General features: G+C 64.4%; 13 protein-coding genes. 5 read left to right on the top strand and 8 right to left on the bottom strand.

Annotation, left to right across the window (positions count from 1 at the left end; all coding sequences use genetic code 11):
* Positions 1–110: 110 nt before the first annotated feature.
* From AC1RGE_RS28065 to AC1RGE_RS28050, 4 genes are read right to left on the bottom strand one after another with little or no spacing between them, the layout of a single operon-like run.
* Positions 111–668, bottom strand: coding sequence for a DUF4136 domain-containing protein (locus AC1RGE_RS28065; protein WP_011059054.1), 558 nt, complete (start codon positions 666–668; stop codon positions 111–113).
* A gap of 38 nt (positions 669–706) precedes the next feature.
* Entirely contained in the window at positions 707–1,315 is a 609-nt protein-coding gene (locus AC1RGE_RS28060; RefSeq protein WP_019095460.1) for a DUF4136 domain-containing protein, read from the bottom strand.
* Positions 1,316–1,326: 11 nt separating this feature from the next.
* Positions 1,327–2,076, bottom strand: a complete 750-nt coding sequence (locus AC1RGE_RS28055; protein ID WP_011059052.1) for a methyltransferase — start codon at positions 2,074–2,076, stop codon at positions 1,327–1,329.
* Positions 2,073–2,378, bottom strand: coding sequence for a MazG-like family protein (locus AC1RGE_RS28050; RefSeq protein WP_011059051.1), 306 nt, complete (start codon positions 2,376–2,378; stop codon positions 2,073–2,075). The genes AC1RGE_RS28055 and AC1RGE_RS28050 overlap by 4 nt, the downstream gene beginning before the upstream one ends.
* A gap of 190 nt (positions 2,379–2,568) precedes the next feature.
* Between AC1RGE_RS28050 and AC1RGE_RS28045 the strand changes: the two genes are divergently transcribed.
* A complete protein-coding gene (locus AC1RGE_RS28045; protein WP_011059050.1) occupies positions 2,569–2,862 on the top strand; it encodes a hypothetical protein in 294 nt (97 codons plus the stop codon).
* A gap of 67 nt (positions 2,863–2,929) precedes the next feature.
* Positions 2,930–4,276: an MATE family efflux transporter gene (locus AC1RGE_RS28040; RefSeq protein ID WP_041115728.1), complete on the top strand. Its 1,347-nt coding sequence runs from the start codon at positions 2,930–2,932 to the stop codon at positions 4,274–4,276.
* An 86-nt stretch (positions 4,277–4,362) separates the two neighbouring features.
* Here AC1RGE_RS28040 and speA read toward each other — a convergent pair whose 3' ends face one another.
* The 4 genes from speA to AC1RGE_RS28020 all read right to left on the bottom strand — a co-directional run bounded on the left by speA (position 4,363) and on the right by AC1RGE_RS28020 (position 8,662).
* On the bottom strand, positions 4,363–6,276 hold the full coding sequence (gene speA / locus AC1RGE_RS28035) for an arginine decarboxylase (RefSeq protein WP_011059048.1): 1,914 nt from the start codon (positions 6,274–6,276) through the stop codon (positions 4,363–4,365).
* Between the two features lie 222 nt (positions 6,277–6,498).
* Positions 6,499–6,870, bottom strand: a complete 372-nt coding sequence (locus AC1RGE_RS28030) for a translation initiation factor Sui1 (RefSeq protein ID WP_015634001.1) — start codon at positions 6,868–6,870, stop codon at positions 6,499–6,501.
* Between the two features lie 184 nt (positions 6,871–7,054).
* Positions 7,055–7,591 carry an NUDIX hydrolase gene (locus tag AC1RGE_RS28025; protein WP_011059046.1) on the bottom strand — a complete coding sequence of 179 codons (537 nt, stop codon included), beginning with the start codon at positions 7,589–7,591 and terminating at the stop codon, positions 7,055–7,057.
* A gap of 3 nt (positions 7,592–7,594) precedes the next feature.
* Positions 7,595–8,662: a DUF2333 family protein gene (locus AC1RGE_RS28020; protein WP_011059045.1), complete on the bottom strand. Its 1,068-nt coding sequence runs from the start codon at positions 8,660–8,662 to the stop codon at positions 7,595–7,597.
* A gap of 288 nt (positions 8,663–8,950) precedes the next feature.
* On the opposite strand from AC1RGE_RS28020, the gene gcbA reads away from it, so the two are divergent.
* From gcbA to aroQ, 3 genes are all read left to right on the top strand, one after another.
* Positions 8,951–10,618 (top strand): diguanylate cyclase GcbA, encoded by a 1,668-nt coding sequence (gene gcbA / locus AC1RGE_RS28015; protein ID WP_015634000.1) that lies wholly within the window; start codon positions 8,951–8,953, stop codon positions 10,616–10,618.
* A gap of 53 nt (positions 10,619–10,671) precedes the next feature.
* Positions 10,672–12,633, top strand: coding sequence for a methyl-accepting chemotaxis protein (locus AC1RGE_RS28010; protein ID WP_011059043.1), 1,962 nt, complete (start codon positions 10,672–10,674; stop codon positions 12,631–12,633).
* A gap of 230 nt (positions 12,634–12,863) precedes the next feature.
* Positions 12,864–13,316, top strand: a complete 453-nt coding sequence (gene aroQ, locus AC1RGE_RS28005) for a type II 3-dehydroquinate dehydratase (RefSeq protein ID WP_011059042.1) — start codon at positions 12,864–12,866, stop codon at positions 13,314–13,316.
* The last annotated feature ends 25 nt before the right edge of the window (positions 13,317–13,341 follow it).

Below are 13,341 nucleotides of genomic sequence, written 5' to 3'. Positions count from 1 at the left end.
AAGCAGTGTAGTCAAAGGCCGTGGCAGACGCCGGCCGGGGCGCAGGGGCGCCGGACTGGCGGCATCAGGCAGGGCCGCACAACCTGTGCCGCCCTGCCCGGTCGAAGGTTTCAGTGGGGCGGGTAGTTCTGCAGGATGCGCATCACCGTAGTGCGAACCGCGGCGCTGCGATCTGCCGGGTTGGGCGAGCTGCTGAGCATCTGCTCGTCGCTGCCGCGCCACACCAGCTTGCCGTCCTTGCCGTCCAGTAGGTCGATCTGGATGGTTGCCACCTTATAGGTGATGTTGCGGGTTTCGTTGTACATCGGCCCGCCCCAGTAGCCATTCCACGGGCCGCCCCAACCGCCGCCATAGTTGGTGGTGACCTGCTGCTGGCGGTCCTCGACGATCAGGTACGCCTGCACATTCAGGTCGGCCCGGGCACCGCCCTGGGCCGGACGCAGGCCGCGCTGGTCCAGTTGCTCGGCCACCGCCTGGCGGATGCGCTGTTCGGTCAAGTCGCTCTTGATCCGTGGATCATCCGGGCGGTATTGCAGGGCGGGTTCTTTCCAGTTCCAACTGCGGTAGGCACCAAAGTCCCGGCTGGCGTCGAAGTCATGATTGACCTGGTTGGCGGCGCAGGCACTGAGCAAGGCGGCACACACCAGTAGAGCGATTCGATGGAACATGCTGTTTCTCCGCTTGAAGACAAAAACCGGGGGCGATCCTAACTGGGAGGATAGGCCGCCATTGCCTTTTGCACCGCCTCACGCAAGGCATCGGCCCGCTCGCCGAGGCTGCCGCGGCTGCTGGTCTCGGCGCTGGCGCTCCAGACCGGCTGGCCGCTGGCGCCGTCATACAGGTTGACCCGCACCACCACCACTTCCACCTCGTAGGTGCGCACCACCGGCACGCTGCCGTACATGCCGTAGCCCGGGCCATAACGGTTATAGCCGCCGTAACCGCCATACCCGTAGTCGTCCTGGACCTGGCGCAGGCGCTTTTCCAGGTGCAGGTCGGCGCTGACCCACAGGTCCGCCGGCCGGTTGTCATGCACAGGGCGCAAACCCTGCTGATCCAGGGCATTGCTGACCGCCTCGGCAATCTGCGCCGAGTCGGCCCAGGCCGAACCGCTGGGCAGGCGGCCATTGAGCCAGGCCCAGTTGCGGTAGCGGCCATAGTCCCGTTGCGGCGCCGGGTAGGCGCTGCGGTCAAAGGTGTTGGCCGCTTGCGGCGGGGCCGGCGGCAGCGGGTTGGAGCTGGCGACATAGGGGTTGCTGCCCTGACAGGCGGCAAGCCCCGAACACAGGAGGATCAGACCCAGGCGGTGTTTCATTGCACACTCCGTTAGACCGGCCGGCACAGCCAATGCAGATAACGCCCAAGCCCGGCGAAACTTGGGTGTCGACGGTGAGCCAGCTCCATTTCCAGCAGATCCGTCAGCTCGGCACGGGCCTGGAACTCCACCGGCATGTAATCGTGGAAAACCCGCACTCCGCTCTGGCTTTCGACTCGCCACAGGCCCTCAAGTTGCGCCGCCAGCTCGCGAGGATCAAGGGGCTGTTGCGGGGTCAGGCTCTGTTTCTCGCCGGCCATGTCGTTCTTGCGCATCTTGCGGAAGTGGCCCTTGAGCAGGTTGCGGTAGACCAGTGCGTCGCGGTTGTAGAAGGCCAGGGACAGCCAGCCATCAGCGGCGGTCAACTGATGCAGCACCGGCAGGATCGCGTGGGGTTCGGCCAGCCATTCCAGCACCGCGTGGCACAGCACCAGGTCGTAGGGTTCGGTCAGTTGCCCCAGCAGTTCCTGCCAGGGCGCCTGGATGAAGGTTGCCTGCTGCCCGGCGTCGGCAAAGCGCTGGCGGGCGCCTTCAAGCATCGGCGCGGCAGGCTCGGCCAGGGTGACCTGGTGCCCGCGCTCGGCCAGCCACAAGGACATGTGCCCCAACCCGGCGCCGATATCCAGCACCCGCAGTGGCCGCTCGGGCAGCGCTTCCTTGAGATCGGCCTGGAGCACCGCCAGGCGGATCGCGCCTTTGGCGCCGCCATAGATCTTCTCGGCGAAACGGGTCGCCAACTGGTCGAAATGCCGGTCGCTCATGAGCAGAACCGCCGTTCGCTGTCCGCCAGCTTGCTGCGTACCACCTGGTCCATGTCCAACCCCAGCTCGCTGCACAGCAACAGCAGGTAGAGGACGATATCCCCCACTTCCTGGCCGGCATGGGCCAGCTTGTCTGCTGGCAGTTGCCGCGACTGGTCCTCGCTCAGCCACTGGAAGATTTCCACCAGCTCGGCCATTTCGACGCTGGCGGCCATGGCCAGGTTCTTCGGGCTGTGAAATTGCCGCCAATCGTTGCGGTCACGAATGGCGTGCAGGCGTTGGGTCAGTTGCTCTAGGTTCATCGGGGTCTCCTGAAGGCGTATAGCTTCCGGGGGATGGGCGTGGGACGCAAGAGCGCTTTCGCTGGCCAGCCGGCTCCTCCAGAATGCGCAACCCCCGGCAGCTTCTATGCTTAACAGGGAACTCGCCACGGGTGTTCATGGCCCAAGCTTGAGCTCGGGCACTCGGCCCATCTTTCATCAGGACGCGCACATGCAGGTAGAAAGTTTCTTCGAATGGCTCGGCCAGGCCATCGGCTCGGTGATCCGCTTTATCGTCGACCTGCTCAGCGGGTTGTTCAATACCCTGACCCACGCCGGGGGCAACTTTGTCGACGGCCTGTCCCGCGCTCTGGGCATGGACACCTCGATCGTCAGCATCATTGCCCTGATCATCGGCCTGATGTTCCTGTACTCGGCGATCCGCGCCTTCATGCGAGCCTCGATCATCCTCGGCATCATCTGGCTGGTGCTCGGCCTCTGGCTGCTGAGCTGGATCATCCACTGATCCCCCCGCACTAACCCCCGGCGCCCGCGGGCGCCGGGTACAATGCCCGCTCTCGCAAGGAGCCTGCATGCCCCCCCTGATTTCCGATTGGCGTCACCGCCCCACCCATCGCCGCGTCTGGGCCCTGGCCGCGCCGATGATCCTGTCGAACATTTCCGTGCCCCTGGTAGCGCTGGTGGACAGCACGGTGATCGGCCACCTGCCCCATGCCCACCAGCTGGGCGCCGTGGCGGTCGGTGCCAGCCTCTATACCTTCCTGGCCTGGGCCATGGGCTTCCTGCGCATGGGCGCCACCGGCTTCGCCGCCCAGGCCGCCGGGCGCGGCGACGGGGCGGCGCTGCGGCAGATCCTGCTCCAGGGCTTGATACTGGCCATGGGGCTGGCGCTGCTGCTGGGCGCCATAGGCGTGCCCCTGAGCGGCGCGGCGCTGCACCTGATGCAGCCCTCGGCGGAGCTGGACCAGATGACCCGGAGTTTTTTCCACACCCGCCTGCTGGGCCTGCCCGCGGCCCTGGCCAGTTTCGCCCTGGTGGGCTGGTTTCTCGGTACCCAGAACGCCCGGGCACCGCTGGCCATCCTGCTCAGCACCAACATGCTGAACATCGCCCTCAACCTGTGGTTCGTCCTCGGCCTGGACTGGGGCGTGGTGGGCTCGGCCCGGGCTTCGGTGATCGCCGAATGGAGCGGCGCGCTGGTCGGCCTGGCCATGACCCGGCCGGCCCTGCGGGCCTATCCGGGGCAAATCGCCTGGGCGGCATTGCGCCGCTGGCAGAGCTGGCGCCCGCTGCTGGCGGTCAATCGTGACATCTTCATCCGCAGCCTGGCCCTGCAATCGGTGTTCTTCCTGATCACCGTGCAAGGCGCCCGTCTGGGCGATGCCACAGTGGCGGCCAATGCCCTGCTGCTCAACGGCCTGCTGCTTACCGCCCATGCCCTGGATGGCCTGGCCCACGCAGTGGAGGCCCTGTGCGGCCACGCCATCGGCGCCCATGACCGCCCGGCCCTGCGCCGCTCGCTGGTGGTAGCCGGTGGCTGGTCGCTGCTGGCCAGCCTGGGGTTCGCCGTGCTGTTCCTGCTGGGCGGCCACCTGTTCATCGAAATGCAGACCGATATTCCCGACGTGCGCCAGACCGCCTTTACCTACCTGCCCTACCTCGCCGTACTGCCGTTGATTGCGGTCTGGAGCTACCTGCTGGACGGCCTGTTCATCGGCGCCACCCGGGCCCGGGAAATGCGCAACGGCATGTTGCTGACCGTGCTCCTGCTGCTGCCTTTTGCCTGGGCGCTGCAAGGCCTGGGCAACCACGGCCTGTGGCTGACGTTCCTGCTGTTCATGTTCCTGCGCAGCCTGACCCTGGGCGCCTTCGCCTGGCACCTGCAGCGCCGCGACCGCTGGTTCGCCGAGGCTCGCTGAACCTCGTGCCCGCAGGCCGTACAGCCTGAATTGCGGGCAAAAAAAACCCACCGCAAGCGGTGGGTTTCCAGGGTTCGCCGGGGCTGTCAGGAAGACAGGTAGGACGAACGGGTCAGGCCCAGGCGCAATGCGTCAAGGAACTGGGTACGCTCGGCCGCGCTGATCTTGGCGCTGGCCACCTTGTCGCGGTAGTGGGTCATCAACTCCTCCGGCGACAGGTGCACGTAGCGCAGCATGTCTTCGATGGTGTCGTGGGTCTCGATCCCGGCGTGGTACACGCTGCCATTGGCCCGCTGGTAGATGTTCACCGAGTCGGTGTCGCCGAACAGGTTGTGCATGTCACCAAGGATTTCCTGGTAGGCGCCCACCAGGAAGATCCCCAGCAGGTAGTCCTCGCCCTCGTTGAGGCCGTGTACCGGCAGGCTGGTCTCGATGCTCTGCTCGTCGACGTACTGCTTGATCTTGCCGTCGGAGTCGCAGGTCAGGTCCTGCAGCACCGCGCGGCGCAGCGGCTCTTCGTCGAGGCGGTGCAGCGGCAAGATCGGCAGGACCTGGCCGATGGCCCAGGTGTCCGGCAGGCTCTGGAATACCGAGAAGTTGCAGATGTACTTGTCGGCCAGCTTGTCGTTGAGTTCGTCCAGCACCTGGCGGTGGGAACGCTGGCGCGCCTTGAGCGAGTTGTGCAGGCGCCGGCATACGGCGAAGTAGCACTGCTCGGCCAGGGCTTTCTCGGCCAGGGTCAGCTTGCCGTCGGCGTACTGGGCCGCCACGTCGCTCATGTAGTGAGTGGCGCGCCAGTAGGTTTCGGTGACCATTTCAATGTCGGTCGGGCCCAGCAGGTCCACCAGCCATTGCACGGTTTCCGGCAGCTCCTGCTTGTTGTCGATCTGCGGCACGTCGTCGTTGTGCTTCTCGACGTCGGTGACCTGCACCACCAGCATGGCGTGGTGGGCGGTCAGGGAGCGGCCGCTCTCGGAGAAGATGTGCGGGTGCGGCAGGCTCTGCGCGTCGCAGAATTCCTTGAGCATGCCCACCACCACGCCGGCGTAGTCGTCCATGTCGTAGTTGATCGAACTGGCGTTGCGCGAGTGGGTGCCGTCGTAGTCCACACCCAGGCCGCCGCCGACGTCGATGTGGTCCACCGGCAGGCCGAGGTTGCGCAGCTCGCCGTAGTAGCGGATCGCTTCCTTGAAGCCGTGCTGGTAGTCCGCCAGGTTGGCGATCTGCGAGCCCATGTGGAAGTGCAGCAGGCGGATGCCCTGGTCCAGGCCGGCGGCGCGGAAACGCTCCACCACCGACAGCAGTTGCGCCGCCGACAGGCCGAACTTGGACTTTTCACCACCGGTGTCGGCCCACTTGCTCGAAGCCAGGGACGACAGGCGCACCCGCAGGCCCACCTGTGGCTTGACCTTGAGGGACGCCGCTTCCTCGATCACCAGGCCCACTTCGGACTCTTTCTCGATGACGATGAACACGTTGTGGCCCAGCTTCTGGCCCATCAGCGCCAGGCGGATGAATTCGCGGTCCTTGTAGCCGTTGCAGACAATGGTGCCGCCCTTGGGCGCCAGGGCCAGTACCGCCAGCAGCTCCGGCTTGGAGCCGGCTTCCAGGCCGATGGAAACATTCTGGGTGGCGATGATGTTCTCGATCACCGCTTCTTGCTGGTTGACCTTGATCGGGTACAGGGCGGTGTACTTGCTCTGGTATTCCAGGCGCCCGATGTTGGCATCGAAGGCACCGGTCAGCTGGCGCACGCGGTCCTGGAGGATGTCCGGGAAGCGCACCAGCAACGGCAGGGACAAGCCGCTCTTGCGCAGCTCCTCGACCTGCTCGAACAGATCGATGGGCAAGCTGCTCGGGCCGTTCGGACGAACTTCGACGCGACCGGCGTCATTGATCGCGAAATACCCGGCCCCCCAATGGCGAATCCCGTAGACACTGCGGCTGTCCGCAACTGTCCATTGGCTGCCATCGTCTTTACGTGTGCGTCGTACGGACATCGAAGTCCCCTATAAAGAAGTCATAGAGCGCCGCCCCACTCCAGGGCTGGCGCAGTCTAAAGAATGAAAATGACGATTAGCCTGCAAGCGCAATAGACCGCGCCCGCCGTGCCGAGTTTAGAAACCGTTCATGAACAGGCTCTGTGAAAACCATGGAGACGACGCCGGTGTCCTGAGCGAATCAAGACAAGGTCCAGTCACAGGTGGTTTTCACAGAGGCTGCTAGCCGCCGGACTTCTTCGCCTTGAAACCGTGCTTGACCAGTTCCGCCAAGAGTAGCTCGACATGGTCGCCCTGGATTTCGATGACGCCGTCTTTCAGGGCGCCGCCGGTGCCACAGCGCTTCTTCAGCGTCGTGGCCAGCTCCTTGAGGGCATCTTCGGCCAGGGGCACGCCGGTGATGGTGGTCACCGTCTTGCCGCCACGGCCCTTGCTTTCGCGGCGCACGCGGGCAATGCCGTCGCCGGCCGGGATCACGGTTTGTTTGCAGATACAGGCGGCTACCGGCTGGCTACAGTCCGGGCAATGTCGACCTGCGTCGGTGGAAAATACCAGGCCACCAAGGGCGGCGAAGGATGCGGCTTTTTTGGCCACCGGCAATCCTCTTGGGAGGACAAAGACTGGTCGAAGCACATGGCGGTGCCATCGACCGCGAAGCCCCACTCAGGCAGGGGCAGCGCTACTGAACCAGGGCAGCCTGGTTCAGCTTGAAAAGTCGCGCAGTGTAACGGCAAAAAGCCCGGTTGCTAAGAGCCAATCAGCGCCAATTTATGCAACTTTAGCGACGCCGTGCCAGATAGCGCTGCAGGGCAGCCAGGGAGTCCGGGCAATAGGGCTTTTCGTGGATTTCCCGCAGCACCTGATCCAGTGGCATGAAGTGCGCTTCGAGGACTTCTTCCGGCTGCAGGCGCAGCGGGCCGTCCCACACCGCACAGAACGCCGAGCACCAGAGGCGGTTGCCGGTGTCCTCGAAGAAGAAATGATCGTGGGCGACCAGTTCCACCCCGCTCACCCCCAGTTCCTCCTCCAGTTCCCGGGCAGCCGACTCGGCGTAGCTCTCGCTGGCCAGGACCATGCCGCCGGCAGCGACGTCCCAGTAGCCCGGGTAGATGGCCTTGCTCAGGGTTCGCCGGTGCACGCACAGCTCACCGGCGGAGTTGAACAGCATGATGTAGGTGCCACGCCCGATCAGGCCGCGCTCGCGCAACTCGGAACGGACCATGGCACCCAGCAACTGGTCTTCGCCATCGACCCAGGCAATCTGTTCTGCATCGGAGGCGGCGCGGTGGGCCGCCTCTTTGTCGGTTGCGACCATGGATCAGCCTTGATTGAGCAATTGACGCAAGTCGATGACCGCCGCGTTGGCCCGGGAAATATAGTTGGCCATCACCAGCGAGTGGTTGGCCAGCACGCCGAAGCCGCTGCCATTGAGAATCATCGGGCTCCAGACCGGCTCCTGGGACGCTTCCAGTTCGCGAATGATCTGGCGCACGCTGACGGTGGCGTTCTTCTTCGCCAGCACATCGGCGAAGTCCACCTCGATGGCCCGCAGCAGGTGCGACAGCGCCCAGGCCTGGCCACGGGCTTCGTAGAACACGTTGTCGATCTGCATCCACGGGGTTTCCACCACTTCTTCATCAACCTGCGGGCCCTGGCCCGGGGCCGGCACTTCGGTCTTCAGAGCAGTATTGAGCTTGACCCGACCGACGCTGGCCGACAGGCGCTGGGACAGCGAGCCCAGGCGCGTGCCAACGTCACCCAGCCAGTTGTTGAGATTGTCGGCGCGGGCATAGAACTGCGCGGTCTTCTGGTTCGGATCGGACAGACGCGCCTGGTAGCGGCTCAGGGAGTTGATGCCTTCCTGGTATTCCGATTCGCTGGACGGCAGGATCCAGCTCTTGTTGTCGAAGTTGAAGCGCGGCTCGGCCTTGGCCAGGTCGGCGTCTTCTGCGGACTGCGACTGGGAACGGGCGAAGTCCTTGCGCAGGGCACGGGTCAGGTCGCGGACCTGGACCAGCACGCCGTATTCCCAGCTCGGCATGTTGTCCATCCACAGCCCCGGTGGAAAACGGTCGTTGGAAATGTAGCCACCCGGCTTGTCCAGCAGGGTGCCGACCACGGTCTTCAGGGTTTCCACGGTGGTGTAGCCCACCACCATCTGTCGGCCTTCCTTCTCGGCGGCGATCTGGGCGTTCTGCTGGACCGGGAACAGCGCCGGCTCCTGGCTCCAGTACCAGCCCAGGGCACCGGTGACCAGCAGATACAGGCCCAGCAAGGTGGCCAGGGCACGACTGAACAGCAGGCCACCGAAATAGCTGCGTGTCGCCGACTTGGGTTCGGCAGCACGATCCGGCGCGCTGCCTGCGCGATTCTTCCAATCCAGCATGGCTATGTCCTTTCAATCACTTGAGTTCATCGGTTCGACCACAACCCTACTCCATCGTGCCTTGCCTTGACGGGATAAATCTTCCGGCAAATGCGCGCCGCGCAATGATTGCGAATCAGCTGGCCACTATAAATGAAGCACAGTCCGGAGCCTACGCGACCAGTCGGTCAGGAACTGAATAACGTCGCTTTGCACATTATTGACGTACGACACTCATGGGACACAAAAGTGGTGCTAGCATAGAGCCACCAGTCGATCTCAGCATGCACCCTAACTAGTAGTCAGGATATGACCGAGCCAGAAGACCCCAGCCGTGAGCGCCTCAAGCACCACTTTGCCCAGCGGGTAATTCATCAGGCACGTCAGATTCTTGAGATATGGCAACGTCTGCAACGCAGCGAATGGTCGACCACCGACATGTCGGAGCTGTGCGAGGCCAACCTGCGCCTGCTTCGCTTCGCCGAACGTTTCGAACAACCCGAACATACCCAGCTGGCCCGCAGCATCAGCCAGTCCCTGGAAGCGGTGGACGCCAACCGTGGCCGCCTCAGCAGCAACCTGATCACCGACCTCAACCGCCTGATGCAGCGCCTGTCGCGCACCGGGCTGCGCCACGGCGACCAACTGGAACAGACCTTCCTGCCGCCCCTGCGCAAGCCGATCTACGTGATGCTGCAGGACCACGACCGGGCCGAGCGCCTGGCCAAGCAGTTGGAATTCTTCGGCCTCAGCGCCCAGTCCCTGGACAGCATTCCGGCCTTTCGTTCGTCCATGGTCGAACGCCTGCCGGCGGCCATCGTCATCGATGTGGATTTCTGCGGTGCCGGCATGGGCCTGACCCTGGCCGCCGAGGCCCAGGTCGGCCTGGAGCAGAAACTCCCGCTGCTGTTCTTCAGCCTGCATGAAACCGACACCCCGACGCGCCTGGCCGCAGTGCGCGCCGGCGGCCAGGAATTCCTCACCGGCACCCTGGAAGCCTCCAGCCTGCTGGAAAAAATCGAAGTACTGACCTGCGTCGCCCAGTACGAACCTTATAAAGTGCTGATCATCGACGACTCCCGGGCCCAGGCCCTGCACACCGAGCGCCTGCTCAACAGTGCCGGGATCGTCACCCGCACCCTGATCGAACCGATCCAAGCCATGGCCGAGCTGGCGGACTTCCAGCCGGACCTGATCATTCTCGACATGTACATGCCGGCCTGCACCGGCACCGAGCTGGCCAAGGTAATCCGCCACAACGACCGCTACGTCAGCGTGCCGATCATCTACCTGTCCGCCGAGGACGACCTGGACAAGCAGCTGGACGCCATGAGCGAAGGCGGCGACGACTTCCTCACCAAGCCGATCAAGCCCCGGCACCTGATCACCACCGTGCGCAACCGCGCGGCCCGGGCGCGCAACCTCAAGGCGCGGATGGTCCGCGACAGCCTCACCGGCCTGTACAACCACACCCATATCCTGCAACTGCTGGAAGACTGCAGTTTCCGCGCCCGTCGCGAGGGCAAGCCGCTGAGCTTCGCCATGCTGGATATCGACCACTTCAAGCGGGTCAACGACAGCCACGGCCACCCCATGGGCGACCGGGTGATCAAGAGCCTGGCGCTGTTTCTCAAACAGCGCCTGCGCAAGACCGACTTCATCGGCCGCTACGGCGGCGAAGAATTTGCCATTGTCATGCCCGACACCGACCAGGACGCCGCGTGCAAGGTTCTGGACGAAATCCGCCAGCGCTTTGCCGAGATCCACTACCCGGCCCAGCCCCAGGACCTGTGGTGCACCTTCAGCGCCGGGGTGGTGGAAATGCAGGAGGATTCCGACAGCCTGATGATGGCCAGCCAGGCCGACGAAGCCCTGTACCGGGCCAAGCATGGCGGGCGCAATCGGGTCCAGGCCGCGCGATCAAGTCAAAGTGCCATCTTTTCATCCGAATCCACCGATTCGGTCATAACCTTGTAATACAAACGCAATAAATTCAGGCGCTTACCATTTAAGCCGTTGGTAGAGCCCCGATGCGCCTGAAGCTGCTGACCAATCTCAATACCCTGCTGCTCGTTGCCGTTTGCCTCGCCCTGGGGGCGACGCTGTGGTGGTCGCAACGGGCCCTGGAACGCCCCTATCTATTGATGGAGCGCTACCTGGGGCTGTCCCAGCAGTTTCAGAACCAGGTGGCGCGCAATATCGAAGACTACCTGGCCAGCGGCGATGCCCTGCGCCTGAGCAGTGCGGCCCAGGCCCTGGAAACCCTGCAGGGCGAGCTGGGCGAACTGCCGCCACCGCTGGCGCAAAGCCTGCGCCCGAGCCTGGCCAGCCTCGACGACTTCAGCAAGACCGACCTGCTGGCCGCCGGCAAGTTGGCAGGCGATCCCCAGGCCCTGCTGTTGCAGGCCGAACGCGAGCTGGGCGCCAACCTGGAGCAGCTCAGCCAGTACGCCAGCGGGGCCAGGAGCGCGGAAGCGGCGAACTACCTGCCTTTATTGCTCACCGCCTCCCAGCACCTGGGCAAGCTCTCCCTGGCCCGGGACAAGCTGGTGAGCAGTGGCCGCAGCGAGCTGGCCGCCGATGTGGAACGGGAAGTGAACAGCATCCGCGCCCAGGCCGATCAGCTCGAAGCCCTGCCTTTATTGGGCGTGGCCGCCAGCAGCGAATCGGGCACCGATGATTTCGCCGCCATGATGGGCCTGGAAAACACCGAGAAAGCCGCCGCCGAAGATGCCGGCATAGGCTTCAAGCGTGAACTCAACAGCCTGCTCAGCCGTTATCCGGCAGAACTGCAGCGCACCCGCGAGCAGATCCAGAAGCGCGCCGACCTGAGCGCCGCAACCCTGCTGAAGATCAACGCCGTGCGCCAGGCCATCGCCGAACTGGAACCGGCGGTACGGGCCCAGCACGGGCAGATCCAGGGCGAAGTGCGGCTGATGCAGGGGCTGATGATCGGCCTGATCCTGTTGATCGCCCTGGTGATCGACACCTTGCAGCGCAAGCTGGCGCGGGTTCTGACCAACCTCGCCCCGGCGCTGTCGACCTGGGCCGAAGGCGACTTCAGCCGACCGATCCAGCTGGGCAAGACCAACCGCGAGCTGCATGACATCGAGGAATCCCTGAACCGCCTGCGCGCCTACCTGGTGGACCTGGTGGGCACCATCCGCCAGAACGCCGAACAAGTGGCCGGCAGCAGCCGCGCCCTGGCCGACCTGAGCAGCGGCCTGCACAGCGGCGCCGAGCGCCAGGCCGGCGACACCGCACAGATCCGCGATGCCCTGGGCGAACTGGAAGCCACCATCCAGCAGGTCGCCGGGGACGCCAGCCAGGCCGCCGACGCCAGCCGCAGTGCTGGCCTCGCCGTGCAGCAGGGGCAGAAAGTCATAGGCCTGAGCCTCACCGGGCTGCACGCCCTTGTCGGGGAAGTCCAGGGCAACGCGCAGATGATCGAACACCTGGCGCAGGAATCCGCCACCATCGGCGGCGTGCTGACGGTGATCCGCTCCATCGCCGACCAGACCAACCTGCTGGCCCTCAACGCAGCCATCGAAGCCGCCCGCGCCGGGGAAATGGGCCGCGGTTTTGCCGTGGTCGCCGAAGAAGTGCGCTCCCTGGCCCAGCGCACCGCCGGGGCCACCGCGGAGATCCAGACCCTGATCGCCGGCCTGCAGGCCGCCGCCCAGCAATCGGTACAAGGCATGCGCGCCCAGGTCGAACACGCCGAGGCCACCGCCGGCCAGGCCCAGGCCGCCGATGGCGCCCTGGACGAAATCGTCGGGGCGATCCAGACCATCGCCGATACCGCCGTGCGGATCGCCGATGTCACTGCCCAGCAGAGCGGCGCGGTGAGCGAAATCCGCGATCACAGCGAACGCATCCACCAGTTGGGCGGCGACAACCTGCTGCGCATCGGCGAAGGCCGGGCCCAGGGCGAAAACCTGCTGGACCTGGGCGGGCAATTGCATACGGCAGTCCAAGCGTTCCGCGTCTAGGCTCTGAAACGGGCGCGCAAACCACAACCCACCGCCATCAGCGACGAAACGGGCGACAAGAAGCACGCCCCCCTTCTTGAGGGCAAATGACCGGATTTAACCTGTCGGTCACATATTTTGCGCAAACATCGGTCATCGTGCTGGCTATTGCAGAGAACTGGACAGTCATAAAGTCTTTCCGGCATAGTCGCCGGGTTCTGACAACAGCCCCCGATAACAAGGAACAACCGATGGCCACCCTACTGGTTCTTCACGGACCCAACCTGAACCTGCTCGGCACCCGTGAACCGGGGGTCTACGGTGCAACCACCCTGGCCCAGATCAACCAGGACCTGGAGCAACGGGCCCGTGATGCCGGGCACCATCTGCAGTACCTGCAGAGCAATGCCGAGTACGAATTGATCGAGCGCATCCATGCCGCCCGCGATGAAGGCGTGGATTTCATTTTGATCAATCCAGCAGCTTTTACGCATACAAGCGTCGCATTACGTGACGCGCTGCTGGCGGTGAGCATCCCATTCATCGAAGTGCATTTGTCCAACGTGCACAAACGCGAACCTTTCCGTCATCACTCCTACTTCTCCGATGTTGCGGTGGGAGTGATCTGCGGCCTTGGCGCCAGCGGTTACCGACTGGCCCTGGAGGCCGCCCTAGAACAGCTTGAACGTCAGGCAAACGCTTGAACGACAAGCGATAAACGCCCCTGAC

Source organism: Pseudomonas sp. GW823-FHT02C05 (genome assembly GCF_058797595.1).
The sequence above is the reverse complement of the archived record's forward strand: the minus strand, read 5'-3'. Positions and strand labels throughout refer to the sequence as shown.

Bases quoted from the DNA above. Each gene is read 5' to 3' on its own strand.
- AC1RGE_RS28065 (WP_011059054.1), bottom strand. From the start codon at position 668: ATGTTCCATCGAATCGCTCTACTGGTGTGTGCCGCCTTGCTCAGTGCC.
- AC1RGE_RS28060 (WP_019095460.1), bottom strand. From the start codon at position 1,315: ATGAAACACCGCCTGGGTCTGATCCTCCTGTGTTCGGGGCTTGCCGCC.
- AC1RGE_RS28055 (WP_011059052.1), bottom strand. From the start codon at position 2,076: ATGAGCGACCGGCATTTCGACCAGTTGGCGACCCGTTTCGCCGAGAAG.
- AC1RGE_RS28050 (WP_011059051.1), bottom strand. From the start codon at position 2,378: ATGAACCTAGAGCAACTGACCCAACGCCTGCACGCCATTCGTGACCGC.
- AC1RGE_RS28045 (WP_011059050.1), top strand. From the start codon at position 2,569: ATGCAGGTAGAAAGTTTCTTCGAATGGCTCGGCCAGGCCATCGGCTCG.
- AC1RGE_RS28040 (WP_041115728.1), top strand. From the start codon at position 2,930: ATGCCCCCCCTGATTTCCGATTGGCGTCACCGCCCCACCCATCGCCGC.
- speA (WP_011059048.1), bottom strand. From the start codon at position 6,276: ATGTCCGTACGACGCACACGTAAAGACGATGGCAGCCAATGGACAGTT.
- AC1RGE_RS28025 (WP_011059046.1), bottom strand. From the start codon at position 7,591: ATGGTCGCAACCGACAAAGAGGCGGCCCACCGCGCCGCCTCCGATGCA.
- AC1RGE_RS28020 (WP_011059045.1), bottom strand. From the start codon at position 8,662: ATGCTGGATTGGAAGAATCGCGCAGGCAGCGCGCCGGATCGTGCTGCC.
- gcbA (WP_015634000.1), top strand. From the start codon at position 8,951: ATGACCGAGCCAGAAGACCCCAGCCGTGAGCGCCTCAAGCACCACTTT.
- AC1RGE_RS28010 (WP_011059043.1), top strand. From the start codon at position 10,672: ATGCGCCTGAAGCTGCTGACCAATCTCAATACCCTGCTGCTCGTTGCC.
- aroQ (WP_011059042.1), top strand. From the start codon at position 12,864: ATGGCCACCCTACTGGTTCTTCACGGACCCAACCTGAACCTGCTCGGC.